The sequence below is a fragment of the Aliihoeflea sp. genome (genome assembly GCF_052435475.1).
Classification (GTDB): Bacteria; Pseudomonadota; Alphaproteobacteria; order Rhizobiales; family Rhizobiaceae; genus Aliihoeflea.
In genome coordinates this window covers 22,899-46,408 of the sequence record NZ_JBQVMV010000018.1, presented here as the reverse complement: position 1 = coordinate 46,408, position 23,510 = coordinate 22,899, and the positions used below count along the sequence as shown (strand labels likewise).

General features: G+C 64.3%; 23 protein-coding genes. 12 read left to right on the top strand and 11 right to left on the bottom strand.

Going from position 1 to position 23,510, the window contains the following annotated elements:
• Positions 1–16: 16 nt before the first annotated feature.
• Genes csgH through ACT6QU_RS17010 form a run of 3 tightly spaced genes read left to right on the top strand, consistent with a single transcriptional unit; the run spans position 17 to position 1,380 of the window.
• A complete protein-coding gene (gene csgH, locus ACT6QU_RS17020; protein ID WP_444565455.1) occupies positions 17–421 on the top strand; it encodes a curli-like amyloid fiber formation chaperone CsgH in 405 nt (134 codons plus the stop codon).
• Between the two features lie 32 nt (positions 422–453).
• Positions 454–1,059, top strand: coding sequence for a hypothetical protein (locus ACT6QU_RS17015; RefSeq protein ID WP_444565454.1), 606 nt, complete (start codon positions 454–456; stop codon positions 1,057–1,059).
• 51 nt (positions 1,060–1,110) lie between these two features.
• On the top strand, positions 1,111–1,380 hold the full coding sequence (locus ACT6QU_RS17010) for a curli assembly protein CsgF (RefSeq protein WP_444565453.1): 270 nt from the start codon (positions 1,111–1,113) through the stop codon (positions 1,378–1,380).
• Positions 1,381–1,412: 32 nt separating this feature from the next.
• On the opposite strand, the gene ACT6QU_RS17005 is transcribed toward ACT6QU_RS17010, so the two are convergent.
• A complete protein-coding gene (locus ACT6QU_RS17005) occupies positions 1,413–1,880 on the bottom strand; it encodes a hypothetical protein (RefSeq protein WP_444565452.1) in 468 nt (155 codons plus the stop codon).
• A gap of 143 nt (positions 1,881–2,023) precedes the next feature.
• Here ACT6QU_RS17005 and recQ point away from each other — a divergent pair, with 143 nt between their 5' ends.
• From recQ to ACT6QU_RS16960, 9 genes are all read left to right on the top strand, one after another.
• Positions 2,024–3,823 (top strand): DNA helicase RecQ, encoded by a 1,800-nt coding sequence (gene recQ / locus ACT6QU_RS17000; RefSeq protein ID WP_444565451.1) that lies wholly within the window; start codon positions 2,024–2,026, stop codon positions 3,821–3,823.
• 111 nt (positions 3,824–3,934) lie between these two features.
• Positions 3,935–4,609, top strand: a complete 675-nt coding sequence (locus ACT6QU_RS16995; protein ID WP_444565450.1) for a Crp/Fnr family transcriptional regulator — start codon at positions 3,935–3,937, stop codon at positions 4,607–4,609.
• Between the two features lie 264 nt (positions 4,610–4,873).
• On the top strand, positions 4,874–6,787 hold the full coding sequence (locus ACT6QU_RS16990; RefSeq protein WP_444565467.1) for an AMP-dependent synthetase/ligase: 1,914 nt from the start codon (positions 4,874–4,876) through the stop codon (positions 6,785–6,787).
• On the top strand, positions 6,784–7,611 hold the full coding sequence (locus ACT6QU_RS16985; protein WP_444565449.1) for an ABC transporter ATP-binding protein: 828 nt from the start codon (positions 6,784–6,786) through the stop codon (positions 7,609–7,611). The genes ACT6QU_RS16990 and ACT6QU_RS16985 overlap by 4 nt, the downstream gene beginning before the upstream one ends.
• A 20-nt stretch (positions 7,612–7,631) precedes the next feature.
• Positions 7,632–8,591 (top strand): branched-chain amino acid ABC transporter permease, encoded by a 960-nt coding sequence (locus tag ACT6QU_RS16980; protein ID WP_444565448.1) that lies wholly within the window; start codon positions 7,632–7,634, stop codon positions 8,589–8,591.
• A 3-nt stretch (positions 8,592–8,594) separates the two neighbouring features.
• Positions 8,595–9,671: a branched-chain amino acid ABC transporter permease gene (locus tag ACT6QU_RS16975; RefSeq protein WP_444565447.1), complete on the top strand. Its 1,077-nt coding sequence runs from the start codon at positions 8,595–8,597 to the stop codon at positions 9,669–9,671.
• Between the two features lie 63 nt (positions 9,672–9,734).
• On the top strand, positions 9,735–11,048 hold the full coding sequence (locus ACT6QU_RS16970) for an ABC transporter substrate-binding protein (RefSeq protein WP_444565446.1): 1,314 nt from the start codon (positions 9,735–9,737) through the stop codon (positions 11,046–11,048).
• 72 nt (positions 11,049–11,120) lie between these two features.
• On the top strand, positions 11,121–11,948 hold the full coding sequence (locus ACT6QU_RS16965; protein WP_173401395.1) for an ABC transporter ATP-binding protein: 828 nt from the start codon (positions 11,121–11,123) through the stop codon (positions 11,946–11,948).
• A 25-nt stretch (positions 11,949–11,973) separates the two neighbouring features.
• Positions 11,974–13,164 (top strand): phenylacetate--CoA ligase family protein, encoded by a 1,191-nt coding sequence (locus ACT6QU_RS16960; RefSeq protein ID WP_444565445.1) that lies wholly within the window; start codon positions 11,974–11,976, stop codon positions 13,162–13,164.
• A 30-nt stretch (positions 13,165–13,194) separates the two neighbouring features.
• Here the strand turns inward: ACT6QU_RS16960 and ACT6QU_RS16955 are convergent, their stop codons facing one another.
• From ACT6QU_RS16955 to ACT6QU_RS16910, 10 genes are all read right to left on the bottom strand, one after another.
• Entirely contained in the window at positions 13,195–14,529 is a 1,335-nt protein-coding gene (locus ACT6QU_RS16955; protein ID WP_444565444.1) for a sigma-54-dependent transcriptional regulator, read from the bottom strand.
• Positions 14,530–14,533: 4 nt separating this feature from the next.
• Positions 14,534–15,982, bottom strand: a complete 1,449-nt coding sequence (locus tag ACT6QU_RS16950) for a sensor histidine kinase (protein ID WP_444565443.1) — start codon at positions 15,980–15,982, stop codon at positions 14,534–14,536.
• Positions 15,983–16,011: 29 nt separating this feature from the next.
• Positions 16,012–17,259 carry a monovalent cation/H(+) antiporter subunit G gene (gene mnhG, locus ACT6QU_RS16945; protein ID WP_444565442.1) on the bottom strand — a complete coding sequence of 416 codons (1,248 nt, stop codon included), beginning with the start codon at positions 17,257–17,259 and terminating at the stop codon, positions 16,012–16,014.
• Positions 17,259–17,549 carry a monovalent cation/H+ antiporter complex subunit F gene (locus ACT6QU_RS16940; protein ID WP_029660243.1) on the bottom strand — a complete coding sequence of 97 codons (291 nt, stop codon included), beginning with the start codon at positions 17,547–17,549 and terminating at the stop codon, positions 17,259–17,261. Before ACT6QU_RS16940 ends, mnhG begins: the two co-directional genes overlap by 1 nt.
• Positions 17,546–17,884, bottom strand: a complete 339-nt coding sequence (locus tag ACT6QU_RS16935; protein ID WP_444565441.1) for a Na+/H+ antiporter subunit E — start codon at positions 17,882–17,884, stop codon at positions 17,546–17,548. Before ACT6QU_RS16935 ends, ACT6QU_RS16940 begins: the two co-directional genes overlap by 4 nt.
• Positions 17,881–19,401 carry a Na+/H+ antiporter subunit D gene (locus ACT6QU_RS16930; RefSeq protein ID WP_444565440.1) on the bottom strand — a complete coding sequence of 507 codons (1,521 nt, stop codon included), beginning with the start codon at positions 19,399–19,401 and terminating at the stop codon, positions 17,881–17,883. The genes ACT6QU_RS16935 and ACT6QU_RS16930 overlap by 4 nt, the downstream gene beginning before the upstream one ends.
• Positions 19,394–19,780, bottom strand: a complete 387-nt coding sequence (locus tag ACT6QU_RS16925) for an NADH-quinone oxidoreductase subunit K (RefSeq protein ID WP_024586360.1) — start codon at positions 19,778–19,780, stop codon at positions 19,394–19,396. The genes ACT6QU_RS16930 and ACT6QU_RS16925 overlap by 8 nt, the downstream gene beginning before the upstream one ends.
• Positions 19,777–20,181, bottom strand: coding sequence for an MnhB domain-containing protein (locus ACT6QU_RS16920; protein WP_444565439.1), 405 nt, complete (start codon positions 20,179–20,181; stop codon positions 19,777–19,779). Before ACT6QU_RS16920 ends, ACT6QU_RS16925 begins: the two co-directional genes overlap by 4 nt.
• Before the next feature lie 6 nt (positions 20,182–20,187).
• Positions 20,188–22,485, bottom strand: coding sequence for a hydrogen gas-evolving membrane-bound hydrogenase subunit E (gene mbhE, locus ACT6QU_RS16915; protein ID WP_444565438.1), 2,298 nt, complete (start codon positions 22,483–22,485; stop codon positions 20,188–20,190).
• Positions 22,486–22,723: 238 nt separating this feature from the next.
• Positions 22,724–23,509, bottom strand: a complete 786-nt coding sequence (locus ACT6QU_RS16910) for an ABC transporter permease (RefSeq protein ID WP_024586357.1) — start codon at positions 23,507–23,509, stop codon at positions 22,724–22,726.
• Between the last annotated feature and the right edge of the window lies 1 nt (position 23,510).

The window sequence follows — 23,510 nt, the reverse complement described above, 5'->3', positions numbered from 1 at the left end:
AATCCGGGAGGCTCGCATGATCGGCAAGTCGCTGCTCGCAACGGGCCTCCTCCTTTTCTCCAGCGCAAGCGAAGCTTCGATGAACGGCCGGACGATCAACGGCGACATTCTCGATCCGCGTATCGCCGCATGCGGCGTCACGATCGACGGCGATGGCGGCGTGTTCCTGCGGCCCTTCATCGAAACTTCTCACGAACTGGCAGGCACCTACCGCTTCGCCATCTCAAGCCGGTCGGGCTCCAACTCAAACACGACCAGCCAGACGAACCGGTTTTCCGACGGAAAGCTCGGCTCGAGCGTCGTGGGCATCGGACGGGCCTCGCAGGCCTCCATCGAACTTGAGGTGACCGAAGCAAACGGCGCGGCGCTCTGCCGCGTGAAGACTGACATCGATCTCGACGAGGGCGCGATCCGGCTGTGAAGCAAAGATCGGGGCAACAAGGGGACTGGCACATGACGAGCTGGACGAAGCGAATTGCAGGCGCGATGACCGCGCTGGCCCTTTCGGCGGGCATCGCCGCGGCAACGGAAATCCGCATTGTCGACGAGGCGGACTATGGCGGCGATCGCGAGAAGGCGATCGTGTCCACGCTGATGCAGCCGATCAGCCCGCTCGTCGCGGGGCAGGCCGGCAACACGACCTCGATCGCGCAGATAGGCACCGGTCATTCGGTCAATTCGGCCATCGAGGGCCATTCCAGTGCCTCGCTGATCGCGCAGGAAGGCACGCGCAATCGCGCGGTTCAGGCGATCCAGGGCAGCAACTCGGCGCTGCTCCTCGTCCAGTCAGGCACCAACAACAATGTCCTGCAGGCGAGCCGCGGCGACAACAATTTCCAGCTCGTCGGCGTTTCCGGCAGCAACAATGACATCGGCTACGTGCAGGTCGGCGACAATCTTGCCGGCGTTCTCGACCTGCGCAACTCGCACAATACCACTGTCGTCGCGCTTCAGACCAATCGGTCGAGCAATTACCTGATGCCGACGGGCATCAGCGGGTTGAAAAACGCTGCCGTCGTGATTGTGCCCGGCAAGATGTATGTGCTACCCAAAAGATAATCTGTCCACCGGCTGTATTGCGCCGTTGTTCTTGTTCCGGAGGATTCGCAAATGAAGGTTTTGGCTGCCGCTCTTCTTGTCGGCGCAATGGTTGCCGGCGGCGCCGCGCAGGCGTCCGAACTCGTTTATCGCCCGATCAATCCGTCGCTCGGCGGTGATCCGCTGAATGGCAACTGGCTTCTGTCGCAGGCGACAGCGCAGACCGAGGGTGGCGGCTCGCCCGGTTTCTCGATCGACTTCCCGGATTTCGGCGGAGTCCCGCAGCCTGATCCGGATCTGGTCGAACAGCCGCCAGTCGATCCTGCCGGCACGGGCGACTAACGCCCGCGCACCAGCGTTACCGCCAACGCATCTCAGCGCTGCCGAATGATCGCGACGTTGCCGCGACCCTGCTGCGAAACCATCGCCTGGTGACCGATCCCGCGCTGCGTGATGGAGGCGACATTGTCGAGGCCGATCTGCTGGATCAGGCCGACATTGCGGCTGCCGAACTGGCTGATCGTGCCCTGGTTGCCGCTGCCCTGCTGCCAGACGAGGCCGAGATTGCCCGGGCCTGTGGGCTGCAGACTGGGCATCTGGAGCGCCGCGTTCATGATCGGCTGCATGAGTTCGCTGCTCGCCGCCCGGAATGCGCTGGCCGACGGCGCGATCTGCTGAATGTATGCGGGAGAAGCTGCCTGCTGAGCGCTGGCGGAAGCCGAAGCGAATACAATAAAGAATGCAGTCGTGATCAGTTTATTCATTATCGTTGTCCCTGTTGCCAGAAGAACATACGGCAGGACTGTATAAAACGCGGTCAACGCAAATGGTTTATGTTCCATTGCGCTTGTCCGACAGATTGTATCTGTTTCTTGCTGTCGTAAGCTCTGCCTTCTCCTGGAGCCATCGGCTTGTATCGCAGCGATGAACGTCGACGCGGCAAAGTGCTATGAGGGACGCTTTCCTGATTCTGTAGCTGAGGCCGATGACCGCCACCGCTCTCGAAATTCTCAAGACCGTCTATGGCTATGATGCGTTCCGTGGGCCGCAGGCGCGGATCGTCGAGCATGTCGTCGGCGGCAACAACGCCTTCGTTCTGATGCCGACGGGCGGTGGAAAATCGCTTTGCTATCAGATTCCCGCCATCGTCCGGCCCGGCATGGGGCTCATTGTCTCGCCGCTGCTGGCATTGATGGCGGATCAGGTGTCGGCCTTGCGCCAGGCGGGGGTGCGCGCCGCGGCGCTGAATTCGGATCTGCCGGCCGACGATCGACGCGCGCTGTGGCACGCCGTCCACGAAGGCGAACTGGACCTTCTCTACGTCGCGCCAGAGACGCTTCTGCGCCCGGAGGTGCTGGAGCGGCTCGGCCGTGTGAAACTGTCGCTGATCGCCATCGACGAGGCGCATTGCCTGTCGCAGTGGGGGCACGACTTCCGGCCGTACTATCGCCAACTCGACGCACTGGTGCGCCAATTTCCCGATACGCCGCGCATGGCGCTGACGGCGACGGCCGACGAGCCGACGCGGGCGGAAATCCTGTCGCATCTCGACATCGGGCGCGATGATGCCTTCATCGCGGGATTTGACCGTCCCAACATTCGATATGCGATCGAGGAAAAGGACAATCCGCGCGGGCAATTGAAGGATTTCCTCAAGCGCCATGAGGGCGACAGCGGCATCGTCTACTGCCTGTCGAAGCGGAAGACGGAGGAGACTGCCGCCTGGCTGCGCGATCAGGGCTATGACGCACTCGCTTATCATGCCGGCATGGACAAGGCCTCGCGGGAGGCCAACCAGACGCGCTTTCAGCATGGCGAGGCAGTCATCATGGTTGCCACCGTCGCCTTCGGCATGGGCATCGACAAGCCCGACGTGCGCTTCGTTGCCCATATCGACCTGCCGGGAAGCATCGAGGCCTACTACCAGGAGACGGGCCGGGCCGGGCGCGACGGACTGCCGTCCGACACACTGATGCTTTATGGCTCCGAGGATATCGCGCTGCGCAGCCGATTCATCGAGGAATCGGATGCGCCGGACCAGCGCCGGCGCATGGAGCGCCAGAAACTCGATTCGCTGTTGGGCCTGGCGGAAACGGCGAATTGCCGCCGGCAGGCATTGCTGTCCTATTTCGGCGACGATTGCGATCCGTGCGGCAATTGCGACACCTGCGACCGGCCGCCGGAACGCTTCGATGGCACGATCGCGGCACAAAAGGCCCTGTCCTGCATCTACCGGACCGGCGAGCGCTTCGGGCAAGCCTACATTGTAGATGTGCTGCTGGGGGTCGAAAACGAGCGGATCGCCCAGTTCGGCCATGATCGAATTTCGACGTTCGGCATCGGAACCGAGCATGACAATCGCGTCTGGCGCGCGATCCTGCGCCAATTGATCGCGCTTCGCCTGATCGATGTCGATCTTGCCGGCCATGGCGGCCTGTCGATCGCAACGGCAGGGCGTGATTTTCTGCGCGACAAGCCGCAATTGATGCTGCGCGTGCCGGCAGCGCCCCGCGCGCGCCGCCAGAAGGTCGAGCGGAGCACGGCGCAGTCCGCGATCAGCGAAGCGGATCGTTCCCTGTTCCAGGCGCTGCGCCAGAAGCGCACGGAGATCGCGCGCCTTCAGAACGTGCCGCCCTATGTGATCTTCCACGACAAGACGCTGATCGAACTCGCTGCAGCCCGGCCCGGCTCGCGCGTCGAGATGGCGGACGTGCCCGGCGTCGGCGAAACGAAGCTCGATCGGTATGGGCCCGCTTTCCTGGCCGTCATCGCCGACCACCTCTAGGCGCACCGGCGATCACGTATGCGCAACTCCTGACGTCGCTTTGCGATGGCTATCGCTTGACTTTGCCCGGTCATGGACGAAGGTCGCGACCGGGCACAAACCGAGGATCGGATGACCAGCAAGATAGATCTCGTGCGATCCGCGATCTGGGCGGAAGAACTGACCGACGATGTGATCGAGCGCGCGGCCCGGGGCATCAGCGAGCGCCATTACGTCAAGGACAGCTACATCTGCCATCGCGGCGACCGGCTCGATGCCTGGACGGGCGTCGTCACTGGTCTCGTCAAGATGAGCGCGGTCGCGCTCAGCGGAAAGGCGCTGACATTTGCGGGCATCGGGGCAGGGGGTTGGCTCGGGGAAGGTTCGATGCTCAAGAACGAGGAGCGCAAATACGACCTCGTCGCGCTGCGCGATACGCACCTCCTCCTGATGAATCGCGCCACCTTTTCTTGGCTTTGCGAGAACAGCGTCGGCTTCAACCGCTTCCTCGTGCGCCAACTCAACGAGCGACTCGGCCAGTTCATCGCCGTCACCGAGCACGACCGCTCATTCGACGCAAAGGCGCGCGTGGCGCGCAATCTGTCGTGGATCTGCAATCCCGTTCTTTGCCCACAGGTGCGCGGCGTCATCGAGATCACCCAGGAGGAAGTCGGTCACCTCGCCGGAATATCCCGCCAGGTCGCCAATCGCTGCCTGAAGGAACTGGCCGACGAGGGACTGATCGCGCTCGAGCCCGGGCTCATTCGCCCGCTGGCGGTGGAACGGCTCGCCAGCTACGGCGCTTGAGGAGGGATATTGGCAGGGGCATCCTAGACTTCCACCCCGAATATCGTCGGTGGGCACACGCGCTGCCGATCAAAGAGACTATCAGTCGATCTGTCTGTCAAGGCGCAAGTTGAACGCGTCTTCGATTCGTGGAACTTTCCTCGTCAAGAACAGGGGGCATACCCTGGGAGGAACGGGCGCAACGTCGTCCGAGGAGGAACGAGATTGGCTGAGGCTCAAACCTTGCCCGATACGTTTCCGAAATATCTTCTGCGCAATGCGGAGATGTTCGGGACGCGTCCGGCCATGCGCCACAAGGATCGCGGCATTTGGCAAAGCTGGACATGGAGCCAGCAACGCGACGCGATTCGCGATTTCGCGACCGGCCTCGCCACGCTCGGCGTCCGGCACGGCGACCGCATCGCCATCATCGGCGCCAACCGGCCGAAGCTCTATTGGGCGGTCTGTGCCGTGCAGTCGCTGGGCGGCGTTCCGGTGCCGGTCTATGCCGATGCCGTCGCCGACGAATTGTCCTATGTCTTGTCGCACGCCGATGTACGCTTCGCGGTCGTGCAGGACCAGGAACAGGTCGACAAGCTCAACAGCTTCGCGGACCGGCTGACCTCGCTTCAGGCGGTCATCTATGACGAACCGCGCGGCCTGACCGACTACGACAAGCGCGCCCTTCATGATTTCGAGGATGTGCAAGAGATGGGCAGGCGGGCCCAATCGGGCGATGGGCAGGTCGCGGCGCGCTGGGAAGAGGCGATCCGCAGCGCTTCCGGCGACGATGTATCGATCATGCTCTATACTTCCGGCACGACCGGGCGCTCCAAGGGCGTGATGCTGAAGGCGAAGAACGCGGTCAACGCCGCGCAGGACACGGTCGCCTTCGACCGGCTGACCGAAAAGGACAGCGTCCTCGCCTATCTGCCGCTCGCTTGGGTCGGCGATCACTATCTGAACTATGCGCAAGGCTATGTCGCCGGCTTCTGCATGGCGTGCCCGGAAAGCAGCCAGACGGTCGCGCAGGATCTCCGCGAGCTGGCGCCGACCTTCTACTTCGCCCCGCCGCGCGTCTTCGAGGGGCTTTTGACGTCGATCACCATCCGTATGGAAGACGCCGGCAAGCTCAAGCAGCGCATCTACCGCCACTATATCGAGGTCGCGCGCAAATATGGCGAGGCGATCCTGGAGGGCCGCAGCGTTCCGGCATCCGCGCGTGCCGCCTACGCGATCGGCGAAATCCTCGTCTATGGCCCGCTCAAGAATGTGCTTGGCCTGTCCAACATTCGCGTCGCCTACACCGCCGGCGAGGCGATTGGCTCCGATCTCTTTTCCTTCTTCCGCGCGCTGGGCGTCAACCTGAAGCAACTCTACGGCCAGACCGAAGCGTTTCTCTACGTGACGTGCCAGAAGGATGGCGAAGTTCGTTCGGATACGGTTGGCCCGCCCGCGCCCAATGTCGACATCCGCATTTCCGAGGATGGCGAGGTGCAGTTCCGCTCGCCCGGCATGTTCTCCGGCTATTATCTGGAAGACGAGAAGACCGCAGAGACGATGACGCCGGACGGCTATGTAAAGACCGGCGATGCCGGCTTCTTCGACACGGACGGCCAGCTCAAGATCATCGACCGCGCGAAGGACGTCGGCAAACTGTCAAACGGCGCGCTCTTCGCGCCGAAATATCTCGAGAACATGTTGAAATTCTTCCCCAACATCAAGGAAGCGGTCGCCTATGGCGACGGGCGGGAGTTCGCGACGGCCTTCGTCAATATCGATCTGCAGGCGGTCGGCAACTGGGCCGAGCGCAACAACATCGCCTATGCGTCCTATCAGGAACTGGCCGGCCACCCGCTCGTCTACGAGATGATCGCGCAGAATGTCGAGGAGACGAACCGGCGGCTTTCGGCCGAACCGATGATGGCCGCGGCGCAAATCCGTCGCTTCCTGATCCTGCACAAGGAACTGGACGCCGACGATGGCGAACTCACACGCACCCAGAAGGTGCGCCGTTCTTTCGTCGCCGAACGCTACGCACCGCTGATCGAGGCGCTCTATGACGGGTCGACGCAGAAATTCGTGGAGACCGAAGTGACTTACGAGGACGGCCGCAAGGGCCGGATCAGCGCCAATGTGAAGATCGTCGACGCGCCGGTCTTCGGTGCCGCCCAGCCCGTGCGGGAGGCTGCCGAATGAACGCCCATCCCGATCACCACATCATCGTCGCACCGGACGATGACGGTATCGCCAAGGGCGCCACGCTGATGGAGGTGAAGAACGTTTCGCTTTCCTTTGGCGGCGTGAAGGCGATCACCGACATCTCCTTCGACGTCCGCAAGGGCGAAATCCGCGCCATCATCGGCCCGAACGGTGCCGGCAAGACGTCGATGCTGAACGTCATCAACGGCTTCTACACGCCCCAGGTCGGCACGATCACCTTCCGCGGCCAGGAGCGGCGCGCGATGAAGCCGCACCACGCCGTGCGCCAGGGCATCGCGCGCACCTTTCAGAACGTCGCGCTCTTCAAGGGCATGTCGACGCTCGACAACATCATGGCGGGGCGCTCGGTCAAGATGAAGCGCTCGATCGGCTGGCAGATGCTGTGGCATGGCCCGGCACTCGCCGAGGAGATTGAGCATCGCGAAAAGGTCGAGGAAATCATCGACTTCCTCGAGATCGAGCACATCCGGCGCACGCCGGTCGGGAAGCTGCCTTACGGCCTGCAAAAGCGCGTCGAGCTCGGCCGGGCACTTGCGATGGAACCGTCCCTTCTTCTTCTCGACGAGCCGATGGCCGGCATGAATCTGGAGGAGAAGGAGGACATGAGCCGCTTCATCCTCGACGTGAACCAGCAGCGCGGGACGACGATCGCGCTGATCGAGCACGACATGGGCGTGGTGATGGATCTGTCCGACCGCGTCGTGGTGCTCGATTACGGCAAGAAGATCGCCGACGGGCCGCCCGACGAGGTCAAGAACAACCAGGCCGTCATCGACGCCTATCTCGGCGTGCCGCATTGAGCGACCGTAAGGACTTTTGAATGGAAAGCTTGCATTCGATCTTCGTGGCGCCTTTCGCCGACATGGTCGCCGCGCCCGACTTCTTCCTCCAGGTCGTCTGGGAGGGGCTCGTCTCGGGCGTCCTCTATGCGCTCATCGCGCTCGGCTTCGTCCTGATCTTCAAGTCCTCGCGCATCTTCAATTTCGCGCAAGGAATCATGGTCGTCTTCGCGGCGCTGACGCTGGTCGGCCTGCATGAGCGCGGCGTGCCGGCGCTACTCGCCGTCCCGCTGACGCTCGTCGTCATGTTCTTCCTCGCCGTCGCCATCGAGCGTGTCGTCCTGCGCCCGCTCGTCAACCAGCCGGACATCATCCTCTTCATGGCAACGATCGGCGTCACCTTGTTCCTGATCGGGCTCGGCGAAACGATTTTCGGCGGCGAAAACAAGGTGATGATCACCTCCGAACTCGGAATTCCCACCGGAAGCTGGATCATGGAGCCCTTCGGCGGCTTCGTCTCGATCGAACAGAAGGACGTGACGGCCGTCGTCGGCGCGGTTCTCCTCGTCATCGCGCTCCTCGTCTTTCTCAACAAGTCCAAGATGGGCCGCGCCATCCGCGCGCTCGGCGACGATCACCAGGCGGCGCTTTCGGTCGGCATCTCGCTGTCCACCATCTGGGTCATCGTCTGGTTCATATCCGGCATAATCGCGCTCGCGACGGGTATCGTCTGGGGCGCGCGCGCCGGCGTCTCCTTCGCGCTGGAAGTCATCGCCCTGAAGGCGCTGCCGGTGCTGATGCTGGGCGGCCTCGAAAGCGTCACCGGCGCGATCGTCGGCGGCCTTGCCATCGGCGTCCTCGAAAAGGTCTTCGAAATCTACTGGGGCCAGCCGCTTCTCGGCGGCAACACGGAAGCCTGGTTCGCCTACGTTCTGGCGCTGCTCGTGCTTCTGGTGCGCCCGCAGGGGCTCTTCGGCGAAAAAATCATCGAGCGGGTGTAATCCATGTTCTATCGCGTCGCCGGCCAGTACAAGACCAGCTATCAGGCGGATTACGCCCTCTTTACGGTCAAGCAGGATGCGTGGCTGCTCGCCCTCGTCCTGATCGTCGCCTTCGTCGTCTTCCCGCTGACGGCGAGCGACTTCATGTTCCGCGCGCTTTTGATCCCGGTGTTGATCTACGCGCTGGCTGCGCTCGGACTGAATATCCTGACCGGCTATGCAGGCCAGCTTTCGCTCGGAACGGGCGCGTTCATGGGCGTGGGCGCCTATGCCTGTTATAAGATCGTGACGATCTTCCCCGAGCTGAACATCATCGTAGCGATCGCCCTTTCCGGTTTCTTCTCGGCAGCGGTCGGCGTTGCTTTCGGCCTGCCGTCGCTTCGTATCAAGGGCTTCTACCTTGCCATCGCGACGCTCGCCGCGCAGTTCTTCCTCGTCTGGCTGTTCCAGAAATGGGCGTGGCTCTACAACTACAATGCCTCGGGCGCGATCCAGGTGCCGAACACGCAGATGTTCGGCGTGACGGTGACCGGGGCGCGCGCCTCGGCGATGAGCCAGTATTTCGTCGTCCTGTCGGTCGTCTGCATCGTCACCTTCCTCGCGATCAACGTCACGCGCGGCCGTATCGGGCGCACCTGGAAGGCCGTGCGCGACATGGACATCGCGGCCGAACTCGTCGGTATCAATCTGATGAAGGCGAAGCTGTCGGCCTTCTTCGTCTCGTCCTACATCGTCGGCATCGCCGGCGCGCTCTTCGTCTTCCTGTGGCGTGGCGCGGCCGAGGCCGACCTGTTCGACATCCAGTTGTCGTTCCGCGTGCTCTTCATCGCCATCATCGGGGGGCTGGGTTCGATCCTGGGCAACTATCTCGGCGCGCTGCTGATCGTGGCGCTGCCGGTCATCATCGGCACGGTACCGGCCATGTTCGGCCTGCCGATTTCCTCGGCCATGGTCGAGCATCTGAACACCATGATCATCGGCGCGCTGATCATCGGCTTCCTGATCGTCGAGCCGCACGGGCTTGCGCGGTTCTGGGCCGTCATCCGTGAAAAGCTGATCATCTGGCCATTCCCGCACTGAGGAGAGAGCGGTGCGGGTTGATTGAGGCAAAGCCCGATACGGGCGAATGTGGAGGAGCGACTGATGAAAATGAAGCACGTAACGGCTCTTGCGGCCGGCATCCTTGCGGCCGGCATCGCCGCGCCGGCCTTCGCGCAGGAAGTGTTGAAGCTGCCCAACATGTCCTACCGGACCGGCCCCTTTGCGGCGACCGGCACGCCGCACATGAACGGCCAGCTCGACTACATGACCATGCTCAACGAGCGTGACGGCGGCATCGGCGGGGTCAGGATCGCGTTTGAGGAATGCGAGACCGGCTACAACACCGAAAAGGGCGTCGAGTGCTACGAGAAGCTGAAGTCGGAAGGCGCACTCGTCACGCAGCCCTGGTCGACCGGCATCACGCTTCAGGTTCTCCCGCGCACCAATGTCGACGAAATCCCTATGTTCGCGCCCGGCTACGGCTTCTCCGCCATGCAGGATGGGAAGACCTTCAAATGGGCATTCAACCCGCCGACCTCCTATTGGGACGGCGCGTCGATGATCATGCAGGCCGTCGCGGACGGCAATCTCGACAGCCTCGAGGGCAAGAAGATCGCCTTTCTCCATCTCGACCATCCCTACGGCAAGGAGCCACTGCCGCTTCTGGAAGCGATGGCCGGAACCCACGGCTTCGAACTTCTGCCGATCCCGGTCGGCCTGACCGAGATGCAGAACCAGTCGGCTCAGTGGCTGCAAATCCGCCGCGAGCGGCCTGACTTCGTCATCATGTGGGGCTGGGGCGCGATGAATGCCGGCGCCATCACCGAGGCGGTCAAGACGCGCTACCCGATGGAGCAGTTCGTCAGCGTGTGGTGGGGCGCGCATGAGCCCGATCTCAAGCTCGTCGGCGAACAGGCCAAGGGCTACCGTGCCTTGTCGTGGAATTTCGTCGATTCCGAATCCAAGCTCATGCAGGACGTGAAGACGCACGTCGTCGATGCCGGCAAGTCGCAGCTCAACCAGGGCGCCGGCGAGTTCGACACCACCGCCTATCAGCGCGGCATCCTGATGTCGGTCATCTTGGCGGAGGCGGTGGAAGCCGCCCAGGCGGAAGCCGGCACGCCGATGATCAATCAGGAGCAGCTCCGCAAGGGCCTGGAAAGCGTTAACCTCGACGAGGCCCGCCTCGCCGAGCTCGGCGCCGAGGAGATGATGGCGCCCTTCGCCATGAGCTGCTCGAACCACACCGGCCACGCCAGCGCCTGGATGATCGAGTGGGACGGCACCAAGTTCGTCAAGGTCTCCGACCTGATGACGGCCGATCGTGCGGTCATCGATCCGCTGGTCGAGAAGGCTTCGGCAGACTATGCCGCCGCCAATCAGCCCTGGCAGATGAACGACGACTGCGCCGAATAGGACAAGTCACGCGCGGCGGGGAAACCTCCTCGCCGCGCTTTTTTCCAGGTGATGGAAACAGCGATGACACCAATGACCGCACCCACGCCCGATACCGCCGAGCCGATCCTCGCGGTCAACAATATCGAAGTGATCTATGATCACGTCATTCTGGTGCTGAAAGGCGTCTCGCTGTCGGTTCCGCGCGGCGGCATCACTGCCATTCTCGGCGCCAACGGCGCCGGCAAGACGACGACGCTGAAGGCGATTTCCAATCTTCTGCATGCCGAGCGCGGCGAGGTCACCAAGGGCTCGATCCTGTTCGAAGGGCAGGAAGTCCAGGCGCTGTCGCCCAACACGCTGGTGCGCCGCGGCTGCATTCAGGTCATGGAAGGCCGGCATTGCTTCGGCCATCTGTCGGTCGAGGACAATCTGATGACCGGCGCCTTCACCCGTAAGGACGGCGCGGCGGCGATCCGCGACGATCTCGAACTCGTCTATCAGTATTTCCCGCGTCTGCGGGAACGGCGCACGAGCCAGGCCGGCTACACCTCGGGCGGCGAGCAGCAGATGACGGCGATCGGCCGCGCGCTGATGTCGCGGCCGAAGATGATCCTGCTCGACGAACCGTCCATGGGCCTCGCGCCGCAGCTCGTCGAGGAAATCTTCGAGATCGTGAAGAAGCTCAACGACGAACAGGGCGTCTCGTTTCTGCTGGCCGAACAGAACACCAACGTCGCGCTGCGCTATGCCAAATATGGCTACATCCTGGAATCCGGCCGCGTCGTACTCGACGGCGAGGCGAAGGCATTGCGTGAGAACGACGACGTCAAGGAATTCTACCTCGGCGTCGGCGGCGAGGGCCGCAAATCGTTCCGCGACGTGAAGCACTACAAGCGCCGCAAGCGCTGGCTGGCCTGAGTTTATGAACCTGCAGGGAGACCGCATGGTCGAGCATCGAGACATCGCGCCGGGCGGCGACGCCGATCTTCTGGCGGCGATGCGGGCGCAGATTTCGCGCGCGGCAGAGCACCAGCCCTTCTGGGCCGCGCGCCTCGCAGGCGTCGATGTCGCGGCACTCACCTCGCGAGACGCGCTTGGGGCGGTCCCGGTCCTGCGCAAGTCGGAACTCGCCGAACTGCAGGCCAAGGCGCCGCCCTTCGGCGGGTTGACGGCAACGCCGGCCGGCAGGCTCGCACGCCTTTTTGTCTCGCCCGGCCCGATCTTCGATCCGGAAGGTCACGGCAGGGATTGGTGGGGCGCGGCAAAGGCTCTGGCGGCAGCCGGCGTCACGCCGCAGGACATCGTCCTCAACACGTTTTCCTATCACCTGACGCCGGCCGGTGCGATGTTCGAAAGCGGAGCCCATGCGCTTGGCTGCGCCGTCATCCCGGCCGGCCCCGGCAACACCGCCGACCAGCTCGTCGCGATGGTGCAGTTTCAGCCGACCGTTTACATCGGCACCCCTGATTTCCTGAAAATCCTGCTCGACAAGGCTCGCGAGGCCGATATCGCGTCTCCGATCCGGCGGGCCGTCGTGTCCGGCGCGGCGCTTCCGCCCAGCCTGCGCGCCGACCTCGTCGAACGCGGCATCGCGGTCGTCCAGTGCTACGGCACGGCCGACCTCGGCATCGTCGCCTATGAGGATGGCGGGGAGGGCATGGCGGTCAATGACGGCGTCGTGCTGGAAATCGTCCGCCCCGGCACCGACGATCCGCTGCCCGACGGCGAGGTCGGCGAGATCGTCGTCACCCGCCTCAACCGCGACTATCCGTTGATCCGGTTCGCCACCGGCGACATGTCGCGCGCCCTGGATGCGGTCGATGGCCGGCGCCGCATCGCCGGCTGGATGGGCCGCGCCGATCAGGCGACCAAGGTCAAGGGCATGTTCGTGCGTCCCGAGCAGGTCGCCGCTCTCGCCAGGGCGCTGGGCATTTCCGGTCGCATGCGCCTGGTGGTGACGCGGGCGGACGAGCAGGACGCCATGGTCCTGAAGATCGAACACGCGGACCAGTCCCTGGGCGCCGCTGCGGCGCAGAAACTCGCCGAGATCACCAAGCTCAAGGGCCTCGTCGAGATCGTTCCCGCCGGCGACCTTCCGAACGACGGCAAGGTCATCGCAGACGAGCGGACATAGCGCGGTTCCCGGCATCCGGGACGCGCCGCGTCAGTCATCCGCCTCGATGCCATATCGGCGCATCTTCTCCCACAGCGTCGTGCGCGAGACGCCAAGGAGATAGGCCGCTTCCTTCGGCGAGTTGCCGGTCCTGGCAAGAGCCGCGACGATGTGCCTGCGCTCGGCAGCCTCGCGAATGTCCGACAGCGTGCCGTTGGCCGGCCCCGTCTCCGATGAACCGGCCGGCTTGCTTATGCCATCGGGAAACAGGTCGCGCTCTGAAAGCGTCGACCCGTTTCCGAGCGCGACCGCACGGTCGACGCGATTGATCATTTCGCGGATGTTTCCCGGCCAGCCATGGGCGAGCGCGGCCTCGACGGCCGACGCATCGATCGTCGGTGCCGGGCGGCCCATGCGCATTGCAGCCGCCGCCGTGAAGCTTCGCAGCATGTCCGGGATGCCGTCGGCACGCTCGCGCAAAGGTGGAAGCGTGCAGCTTATGACGTTGATTCGGAACCAGAGATCTTCGCGGAACGATCCGTCCGCAACCAAGGCCTCGAGGTTTCGGTTGGTCGCGCAAACGATCCGGCCCGAAAATGTCCGCATCTCGCTGCCGCCGAGACGGCGAAATTCGCGCGTTTCGAGAACGCGCAGCAATTTCACCTGAAGGCTGAGCGGCAGATCGCCGATTTCGTCGAGAAAGAGGGTCCCGGCGTCGGTTTCCTCCAGAAAACCCCGATGCTGTCCGACCGCCCCGGTGAACGAGCCGCGCTCATGGCCGAAGATCATCGAATCGGCGAGTTCGCCGGGCAGCGCGCCGCAATTGACGGGCACGAAGGGCAGGGCCGCGCGAGGACCTGTCCGGTGGAGATGGCGGGCGGCGACCTCCTTGCCGGTTCCCGTTTCGCCCAGAAGCAAGACGGGCAGGTCGATCCCCGCCGCGCGCGAAAGCGTCTCGCCGATACGGCGCATCGCGGCGCTCGTCGCGAACGGGTCCGAGTGTGGTTCACCGGTAATCGCGCTGCGGCTTGCCAGATCGCGAAGCGTATCGACGAGCCGGTCGAGATCGAACGGCTTGGTCACATAGTCGAGCGCGCCCTCGCGCACCAGCCGGACCGCCTGGTCGATATCGCCGAATGCCGTCATGAAAATCGTCGGAACGAGCCCGAGACGGTCGAAATGACGGCGCATGACGGTCTCGCCATCGCCATCCGGCAGCCGGATGTCGGACAGGATGATCGCCGGCTCGATCCTCGACAGGCTGGCGAGTGCCTCGCCGGCCGTCCTCGCCCAGGACACGCGAAAGCCCTCGAGTTCGAGCCGCTGGCTCAGCGAAGCCCCAAGTGTCGCGTCGTCTTCCACCAGAAGGATCAGAGGCTGGGTCATCGGTCTATACCTCCGCCACCAAGGCGCTTTCGGGCAGCGTAATCCTTACCGTGGTCCCGACGCCATCCTCGCTTCGGATCGAAAGGTTCGCGCCGATGCGCTCGACCAGGTTGGCGACCACCCAAATGCCGATGCTGCGCTCGACGGGGATCTCCTCCATGCGCCCCGAGACGATCGCCGCGACCATCTCCGGCGGCATTCCCTTTCCCTGGTCCGCGATGCCGAGCGATATCGTCCGCTCATCGGCATCGCGTTCCAGCGTCATGGTGACAATGCCGTTCTCAGGCGACGCGCGCACGGCATTCAGCATCAGGTTGATCAGGATCTGGCGCAGCGCGTCCGCATCCGCATCGACTTTTGCCGTTTCGTCGAGTTTCCAGACGAGTTCGACGCCTGCCCGGCGCGCTTCCGGCTGGATCAGGAGATCGAGGTCGCGGATGTCCTGCGCGCCAAGCCGCGAAGGCCCCGAGCGGCGCCGGTAGGTCGACAAGGTGACGTCGACCACCCGGCCGATGCTGTCGAGGCCTTTTTCGATGAGATCGAGCGTCTGGTCGCGAACTTCCGGCCGGTCGCCGAACCGCTTTAGCGTGGAAACGCCGTTCTTGAGGCCGGCCAGCGGATTCCGGACTTCATGGGCAATCCCCGCCGCCATTCGTGCGAGAAGTGCGTCGCGTTCCTGCTGGGCCATCTGTTCGAGGAGACGCACGCGCTCTGCTTCCGATTTTTCGCGCAGCGCAAGGGCGGTCTCGAGCTGCCGCAACTCGTCGCCTTGGCGCCATTGAGCGGGACCGGTCGTCAGCGCATCGTGTTCGGCGAGGCGGTTGATGAACCGGTCGAGAGGCGACAGGACCCTGCGGGTGATGGCGTAGACGGCGACGGCAGCTAAGATTGCCACGAGAAAGTCGATGCCGAGTGCGATGTCGGCCGCGGCATCGGCCGCCTCGATGACGGGCGTCGTGTCGAAGGTGGCGCTGAGATAGAGCACGATCTCGCCCATCGCATAGGTCCGAAGCACCACCAGAAGCGCTCGATCCTCCTCGGTTCGGAACGCCGTCGCGTCGACGCCGAGCGCGGCGGCCTCGTCCAGCGCCGCGGTCAGGATCGTGCGATGGTTCTCGCCGAGGACGACGGTCTGCGTCGTGCCCGACGCATCGATCCAGCGCGCTGCCATGGCCTCTTCGAGCAGCGCGGTACGGTAGGTCAGCGATGCGGCGAGTTGCGCGCGCACCGCTTGCGGCGCCTCTTGAATTTCCGCCGCAACGTTGCCGGCAACTGCATCCAGAAAAACCACCGCCTGGTCGCGCAGGGCCGACTCCCCGCTGGACTGCAGCAACCGAACGCCGAGCTGCGTCGTGCCGACGGCGACCACGAACATCGCGATCGCCACGAAGAGCGGCAGCGCTGCGGTCAGCGGCAGGTTCTGGCGAAGGCGCGAGGGCATTGCCTGAGGCATTACCGTACTTTTGCGCTATTGTGCCAGACCTATGAGTCCAGACGTCTTGCCGGCGCTTCCATGATCAGGACGTCGCCCGTCATGCTAGGCGCGATCCGCGCGCGCCAGTGCGTGCCGAACCAGTTGGTGCGCAGCGGACGCGGCGTGCTGCCCAGGATGACGGCGCGCGCGTCGCCGAATTCGTCCGGTATCGCGCAATCCGCGCTGGCCGCTTCACGACGCTCGTACTGGCAGCCGAACCGGCCCGCGATGTCCTGCATGACGGAAGCGTCGCTATCTGGCTGCGTGACGTGAACGAGCCGCGCGACGGTCCAGATGCCGGTCAGGAGCGCCCATTCGACGAGCGCCGGCAGGTGGTCTTCGCCGCAATCGCGCACGACGAGCGTGATCGGCAGGCGCGACGGCTGGCGCGAGGCGGTGAAAAGCACGGGCCCGCAATGAACGCCGGGAAGGCGCAGCAGCCCGTCCGGCTCCCACGTCGTCAGCGACCGGCCGCCTTCCACCTGGTGATGGAACCAGCCTTCGCAGGGCACGACGAGCAGGACTTCGCCGGCCTGCGCGCAGGCAAGCAGATGTTCCGGGTCGCCCTCGTCATAGTTCAGCGCCGCGTCGGCGGCACCGGTTGAGCTTCTGAAAGCGTGGATCGCCTTGCTCGCCCGCTCGCGGATCAGGCGGCGCATCTGTGCCGGTTCGTCCGCAGTCTCGATCGCGTGCGTGTCGATGACGACATGCGCGGAAAGATCGGCGCCGCACAGTTTGGCGATCGCGCTCGCTCGTTCGGCGACGCGCTCGACATGGCCGTCGATCACGGCGAATCGAACCGCTTCCAGCGCAGGCAGGGCGACGACCTGAGTACGGCGCTGGCGCGCGACGATCCCGGGTTCGGTGGCGACTACGCTGTTCGCCCCTTCGGCGGGCAGCCAGCCCATGCGCTCGTCGAGCGGCCGGCTCGAGCGCTCCAGAATTCCATCGAGGGCATTGTCGCCCCGCAGCGACAACTGCGCTCCCGATACGTAGGAAGCGCGGCCGAGGAGGTGCCCTGCGACCGGAACCGTCAGGAGCAGAAAGACGATCGTCAGGATTCCCGTCACCGTCGCGTCCGTCGCCCCTTGCGCGACGACCGAACCGAGGATGACGAGGCCCGCGCCAAGCGTTCCGGCCTTCGTTGCGGCATGCATGCGCTGGAAGGGGTCCGAAAGGCGCATGACGCCGACGCCCGCGATGACGAGGAAGGCGACGCCGGCGAGTTTCAGGGCTATCGAGATCAGGACGAGCATCAGTCGTCTCCCTTCTTCTTTTCGAGCAGCGCCGAAAGCGAGCAGGTCGCAAGAAAGCCGATCAGCGCGATGCCGAAGGCGATGTCGAGAAACTCACGTCGCCCGGTCGCGATCATGGTGAGGCCGGCAATGGCGACGGCGATGCCTGTCAGCATGTCCAGCGCGATGAACCGGTCGGCATAGCCCGGTCCGGTGGCCATTCGCAGCGCGGAAAGGCCGAGCGGCACCATGAGCACGGTGATCAGGATCGTTGCGATGGTGGAAAGCGAACTGTCCAGAAACTCGATCATCCCTCGATCTCCTTGATGCGTGCCTCGAATGTGTTCTTGATGTCGGCGATCACCGTCTCGCTCGACGGGGCGTCGAGGACGTGGATGTAAAGCGTCTCCATGTCCTCGCTGACGTGGAGCGAGGTCGTGCCGGGTGTCAGCGTCACGCAATTGGCCAGCGCGGTAACGCCGGCCCGCGTCTTCAGCGTGACGGGCACCGCGATGATCGCGGAGGCGGCGGCATCGCGTTCGCCGAGCACCGATCTTGCGACGGCAATCGACGAGACGACGAGTTCCCGAAGGAAGATGCCTGCCAGAAGGATGGCCGTCAGGATGCGATGAATGATGTTCTTCACGGCTGGACTCCTGCGATCTGGCGTTCGTTGAAGACGGCGGCGATGAACTGCGCCTGATCCGCCATCGTCTCGGCGGCGAGTTGCGAGAACGCGACCAGCGGCTCGGGATTGAAGCCGATCGCCAGCGTGATCGCCCCGAGCGCGGCGATCGGCAGCAGCATGGCCGCGGGAACGGCTCGCACGCGCACGATCTTGCGCGGGCTGTCCTTCCAGAAGGCCTCGATCCAGATCTTGCTCATCGAGAAGACGGTGAGCAGGCCGACGAACAATGCAACGGCGCCGAGCCACGCCGCGTTGCCGCGGAAGGAGGCGTCGATGACCATGAACTTCGCCCAGAAGCCCGACAGTGGCGGGATGCCCGCAAGCGAGAGGGCCGGAATGAGGAACAGGACGGCGAGGAGTGGCGAGGACTTCATCAACCCGCCCGTTTTGCGCAGGTCGAACGTGCCCGTCGCGCGGTGGATGGCGCCGGCGACGAAGAACAGGTTCGCCTTCACCACGATGTGGTGGATGATGTAGAAGACCGCGCCGGCCAGCGCGAGCGGTGTCGCGATGGCAAGTCCGAGCATGATGTAGCCGATCTGGCTGATGATGTGGAACGACAGGATGCGCCGCACGTCCCATTGGATCGCCGCGCCGAACACGCCGAACACCATCGTTCCCGCCGCGAAGAACGCAACGAGCGGTCGGATGCCGCCATCCTCGACCTCGAAGAGCAAGGTGAAGACGCGAAAGCAGGCGTAGACGCCGACCTTCGTCAAGAGCCCCGCGAACACGGCCGAAACGATGATCGTCGCCGTGTGATAGGACGCCGGCAGCCAGAAGAACATCGGGAAAAAGCCGGCCTTGATGCCGAAGGCGAGCAGGAACATCATCGCCGCGACGGTCAGCGCGACCGACCCTTCCGTATTGGGAAGGATCATCGCGAGGTCCGCCATGTTGAGCGTGCCGGTGACGCCGTAGAGCAGCCCGATCGCCATCAGGAACAGGATGGTGGAGAAGAGGTTCAGAACGGCATATTTGAGCGCCCCGTCGAGCTGCGCGCGGGTCCGGTCGAGCGTGATCAGGCCGAGCGTGGTGATCAGCATCACCTCGAACCAGACATAGAGGTTGAAGATGTCGCCGGTCAGGAAGGCGCCGTTGACGCCCACCATCAGGCCCTGGAAGAGCGGGTAGAAGCCCGAACGCTCCTGCCGCCGGCGGATGTCTGCGGTGGCGAACACGCCGGCTGCCAGCGCCAGGATGCTGGAAATGACCACCATCGCGGCGCTGAACTGGTCGGCGACGAAGCTGATGCCGAAAGGCGGCGCCCAGCCGCCGAACTGCTTCACCTGAATGCCTTCGGCCATGACCGAGTTCAAGAGCACGAGCGAGGCGACCAGCGTCAGGCAGAGCCCGGCAAGGTTCGCGGCACGTTGCGCCTTCGCGTTCGACCAGAGCGCGGCGCACAGAGCGGCCGTCGCGAGCGGGATGGCCAGAGGCCACAACAGGGCGGTTTGCGTCAGGAAATCAGGCATTGCGGGTCGCCTCCGCGTCGAACGGGCTGCCGAGCGCTTCGGCATCGGTATGGCCGCTGGTGAGGACCGATCCAACGGCGCGATAGGTCTTGAGGACGAGCGCGGCGGCGAATGCCACGAGCGCGAACCCGATGACGATCGCCGTCAGGATCAGCGCCTGCGGCAATGGGTTGGCGGCTTCTGCGCCCAATGTCTGCGTGCCCTGGACGATGACGGGCGGTGCGGTGAAGACGAGGCCCCCGGCCACGAAGATCAGGAGGTTCGTCGCCGCCGAAAGCAGCACGACCCCGAGAACGATGCGCACCACATGGCGCGACAGGAGCAAATAGACGCCGCATCCCATCTGGACGGCGATCGCGAGTGCATAGACGAGGCTCATTGATCGACCTCTTCATAAAGACGGAAGATGAGGCACAACACGCCGCCGATGACGACGAAGTAGACGCCGATGTCGAACGTGGTCGCGGTGCCGAGGTGAAGCGAACCGATCTCGGCCCACCAGTGGGTCAGGAAAGAGCGATCCGAAAGCAGCCCGGGCAGACCGCTGACGAAGGCGAGGAGCAGGCCGGCACCCATCAGCGCGACGGGATGGACGACAAGGGCCCTCCGCGCCGTCGCGACGTTTTCCGCAAGCGCCAGCAGCGCGAAGCCGAGCGCGGCGATCAGCCCGCCGACAAATCCCCCGCCAGGCTCGTTGTGGCCTCGAAACAGCATGTAGATCGAGACGATCAGCATTAGCGCGAAGAACAGCCGCGACATGGTCGAGAAGATGATGGACATGGCGGTCTACTCCTTGGGGCCGGGTCTGGCGGCAGGACCGCGCAGAAGCGCCCAGGCCGCGATGGTGGCGAAGGCGACGACGGCGATCTCGCCGAGCGTGTCGATGGCCCGGTAGTCGACGAGGATGACGTTCACGACGTTGCGTCCATAGGCGTCGAGATAGCTCGTCTCGCCGAAATAGTCGGAGAGGCGCAGGTCGATCGGGATCGCGCTCATGCTGGCGACGGCGATGAATATGACCCCGCCGAAACATGTCGCCAGCAACGCGTCCCGCCGCCGTTCGGAGGTGGTGCGTGAGTGCTTCTGCCGGGCAGGCAGGCGCAGGAGAACCGCGGTCAAAAGGATGACGAGCAGCGTTTCAACCGCAATCTGCGTCAGCGCGAGATCGGGGGCCCCGTTTAGCATGAAGATGACCGCAAGCGCGAAGCCCACGATCCCGACGCAGACGAGCCCCGCGATCAGCGAGCGCGCCTTGACCGTCGCCAACGCTCCGGCTGCCGTAAGCAGGAGCACCAGCACAAGCGATATGCGCAGCGCCCCTTCGGGCGAGGCGATCGAGATCGCGGCCGGACCGGCGACGAGCGCGATCGCGAGCCCGATGACGACAGTGGCGATGACGACGCTCGTATAGCGCCGCTGGTCACCGTTCTGCAGCAGGCGGGTGGACCCGCGCGCCGCGCCGAGCACGCCGTTGAGAACCCGGTGATAGCCCCGGTCGCCCAGCAGCCGGTAGAGCCCGTCCTGCTGGCGCAGATAGGTGTGGATCGCATCCCAGTAGATGACGATTGCGGTGCCGATGGCGACGACCGCGAAGCTCAGCACGAGCATCGGCGTCAGTCCGTGCCAGAGCTGGAACGACACGTCGATCGGGCTGCCGTAAAGCGCGGAAGCGGCCGGTCCGATCAGCGACTGGCCGATCGCATTCGGGAAAAGGCCGATCAGGATGCCGCCGCTTGCCAGGAGGAGCGGCCCGGCAAGAAGCCCCGGCGTCTCGCCATGCTTGACGGAGGTGACGCGATGGCCCTTGAAGTAGAACGGCCGGATCGAGACGACGCCGGCGACGCCCACCATCACGGCGTTGACGGCGACCGCGACCGCGACAGGAATGATGTTCCAGTCATTGTTGAGCTGCGCTTCGAACAGATACTCCTTGGAGATGAAACCGACGAAGGGCGGCAGGCCGGCCATGCTGAGGCTGGCGAGCACGGCGGCGACCGCCGTCACCGGCAGGAAGCGGGCAAGTCCGCCGAGCTTGCGCAGGCTCGCCTCGCCGGTGGCGTGGATCGCGGTGCCGGCGCAGAAGAACAGCGCGGCCTTGTAGAGCGCGTGGCTGAGGATGAAGCCCACCGTCGCGACCGCCGCAACCTCGCCCTGCAATCCGATCAGCATCACGAGAATGCCGAGCGACGCGACCGTCGATTGCGCCAGCACGGCCTTGAAGCCTTCGGCGCGCAGCGCCTGAAGCGCCGCGATCATCATCGTCGTCGAGCCGATGACGACCAGCGTCGCGCCGAATGCAGGCACCTCCGCGAAGACGGCGTCGAACCGCGCGAGCAGGAAGACGCCGAGCTTCACCATCGTGGCCGAGTGCAGATAGGCGGAGGCCGGCGTCGGCGCGGCCATCGCGTTGGGCAGCCAGAAGTGGAACGGGAACTGCGCCGACTTGGTGAAGGCGCCGATCATGATCAGGACGACGACGACGCCGATCCAGGGGCTGGCGACGAGCTCGTCCGAGCGCGCGAGCACTTCGGTGAACGAGAACGTACCGAGCTCCATGCCGATGATGAGGATGCCGGCGAACAGCACCAGCCCGCCGCCACCGGTCACCAGCAATGACTGGATCGCGGACTTGCGCGCTTCGGCCTTGTGAGCGTCGAAGCCGATCAGCATGAAAGAAGTGAGGCTGGTCAGTTCCCAGAAGACGAACATGACGATCAGATCGTCGGACAGCACCGTGCCGAGCATCGCCGTCATGAAGAGCAGGATCAGCCCGAGGAAGCGGCCGATTTCCCAATGCGGCTTGTCGGCGAAATAGGCCCCGGCATAAAGCGTCACGAGCGTGCCGATGCCGGTGATGAGCAATGCGAAGAGGAGGGAAAATCCGTCCAGCCTGAAGGCGAGGTCGACTCCCAGGGACGGCACCCACGAAAGATGCGCGATCACCGTCTCGCCGCCGGCGACCGTGCCGAGATGCTGGAAGAGGGACAGGAAGATCAGGAACGGCACGAGCGCCATCACCCAGCCCGTCTTGCTGCCCAGATAGGTAGCTGCCGGCCGCGCGACTGCCGCGCCGGCCAGTGCCATCAGAATGCTCCACTCGAAACTCACGGGATCGCGCTCCTTTCGTTGCTTCCCGTAAAGTTGCAAGGGGCGTGCCAGAGCAGAAGATCAAGCGAAAACAATGGTTTGTGAGGACGACCGGAATCAAAACGTTCGGAATTCCGAACGCGCCAAAAGTGTCTGTCCGAAATTCCGAACGACGCTTTTCAGGATGTGAGACGAGCGCTTGCAGGCCGGGTGAGCCTGCGTAAGGGCGAAAGCGTCAGGCCTCGACCGTCTTCGCGGTACGCCGGCGCGTGTAGGCGGCGAGCAGCGCCAGAAGCAGCGTTCCGACGATGAGCAGAAGTGCAGCAGCCGCGACTGCAGGCGAGATGTTCTCGCGGATGGAGGAAAACATCTGCCGTGCCAGCGTGCGCTGGTTCGGTCCGGCGACGAAGAGCGTCAGCACCACCTCGTCGAGCGAGGTCGCGAAGGCGAATACCGCGCCCGTCACGATGCCAGGCATTGCAAGCGGCATGGTCACGCGGCGAAACACGCGCGTCGGCGAGGCGCCGAGACTCGCCGCAGCCCGTTCGACGGTCGGGTTGATCCCCTGCAGCGCGGTCGACACCGAAACGATGACGAAGGGCACGCAAAGAACGGCGTGCGAGAAGATGACGCCGAGATAGCTGCTCGCGAGCCCGATCTGCGCCAGCGAAATCTGCAGCCCGACGCCCAGCACCACGGCCGGAACCACCATCGGAAGCAGGAAGATCGTGCGCAGGAGGTTGGGGAAGGGGATGCCGCGGCCCCTCAGCCCGAGCGCCGCGAGCGTGCCGAGCACGACGGACAGAACGGTCGCGCCCGAGCCGATGATCAGCGAATTGACGATCGAATTGCGCCAGTGCGCGATCTGGCCGAGTTCGTTGAACCAGCGCAGCGAATAGCCGGGGATGGGGTAGTTCAGGAAGATGCTCGACGTGAAGGCGAGCGGCAGGATCGCGACGATCGGCAGGATCAGGAAGAGGGCGGCGGCAACGCCGAATATGGCCTGGGCGACACGCAGCATC

Excerpts from the sequence above, each read along its gene's own strand:
- ACT6QU_RS16970 (WP_444565446.1), top strand. The coding sequence starts at position 9,735 with ATGAAAATGAAGCACGTAACGGCTCTTGCGGCCGGCATCCTTGCGGCC.
- ACT6QU_RS17005 (WP_444565452.1), bottom strand. The coding sequence starts at position 1,880 with ATGGAACATAAACCATTTGCGTTGACCGCGTTTTATACAGTCCTGCCG.
- ACT6QU_RS16965 (WP_173401395.1), top strand. The coding sequence starts at position 11,121 with ATGACCGCACCCACGCCCGATACCGCCGAGCCGATCCTCGCGGTCAAC.
- recQ (WP_444565451.1), top strand. The coding sequence starts at position 2,024 with ATGACCGCCACCGCTCTCGAAATTCTCAAGACCGTCTATGGCTATGAT.
- ACT6QU_RS16910 (WP_024586357.1), bottom strand. The coding sequence starts at position 23,509 with ATGCTGCGTGTCGCCCAGGCCATATTCGGCGTTGCCGCCGCCCTCTTC.
- ACT6QU_RS16960 (WP_444565445.1), top strand. The coding sequence starts at position 11,974 with ATGGTCGAGCATCGAGACATCGCGCCGGGCGGCGACGCCGATCTTCTG.
- ACT6QU_RS16950 (WP_444565443.1), bottom strand. The coding sequence starts at position 15,982 with ATGCCTCAGGCAATGCCCTCGCGCCTTCGCCAGAACCTGCCGCTGACC.
- ACT6QU_RS16920 (WP_444565439.1), bottom strand. The coding sequence starts at position 20,181 with ATGTCCATCATCTTCTCGACCATGTCGCGGCTGTTCTTCGCGCTAATG.
- ACT6QU_RS16995 (WP_444565450.1), top strand. The coding sequence starts at position 3,935 with ATGACCAGCAAGATAGATCTCGTGCGATCCGCGATCTGGGCGGAAGAA.
- csgH (WP_444565455.1), top strand. The coding sequence starts at position 17 with ATGATCGGCAAGTCGCTGCTCGCAACGGGCCTCCTCCTTTTCTCCAGC.
- ACT6QU_RS17015 (WP_444565454.1), top strand. The coding sequence starts at position 454 with ATGACGAGCTGGACGAAGCGAATTGCAGGCGCGATGACCGCGCTGGCC.
- mbhE (WP_444565438.1), bottom strand. The coding sequence starts at position 22,485 with ATGGCACTGGCCGGCGCGGCAGTCGCGCGGCCGGCAGCTACCTATCTG.
- ACT6QU_RS17010 (WP_444565453.1), top strand. The coding sequence starts at position 1,111 with ATGAAGGTTTTGGCTGCCGCTCTTCTTGTCGGCGCAATGGTTGCCGGC.
- mnhG (WP_444565442.1), bottom strand. The coding sequence starts at position 17,259 with ATGCTCGTCCTGATCTCGATAGCCCTGAAACTCGCCGGCGTCGCCTTC.
- ACT6QU_RS16990 (WP_444565467.1), top strand. The coding sequence starts at position 4,874 with ATGTTCGGGACGCGTCCGGCCATGCGCCACAAGGATCGCGGCATTTGG.
- ACT6QU_RS16930 (WP_444565440.1), bottom strand. The coding sequence starts at position 19,401 with ATGCCTGATTTCCTGACGCAAACCGCCCTGTTGTGGCCTCTGGCCATC.
- ACT6QU_RS16985 (WP_444565449.1), top strand. The coding sequence starts at position 6,784 with ATGAACGCCCATCCCGATCACCACATCATCGTCGCACCGGACGATGAC.
- ACT6QU_RS16925 (WP_024586360.1), bottom strand. The coding sequence starts at position 19,780 with ATGAGCCTCGTCTATGCACTCGCGATCGCCGTCCAGATGGGATGCGGC.
- ACT6QU_RS16955 (WP_444565444.1), bottom strand. The coding sequence starts at position 14,529 with ATGACCCAGCCTCTGATCCTTCTGGTGGAAGACGACGCGACACTTGGG.
- ACT6QU_RS16940 (WP_029660243.1), bottom strand. The coding sequence starts at position 17,549 with ATGATCGAGTTTCTGGACAGTTCGCTTTCCACCATCGCAACGATCCTG.
- ACT6QU_RS16980 (WP_444565448.1), top strand. The coding sequence starts at position 7,632 with ATGGAAAGCTTGCATTCGATCTTCGTGGCGCCTTTCGCCGACATGGTC.
- ACT6QU_RS16975 (WP_444565447.1), top strand. The coding sequence starts at position 8,595 with ATGTTCTATCGCGTCGCCGGCCAGTACAAGACCAGCTATCAGGCGGAT.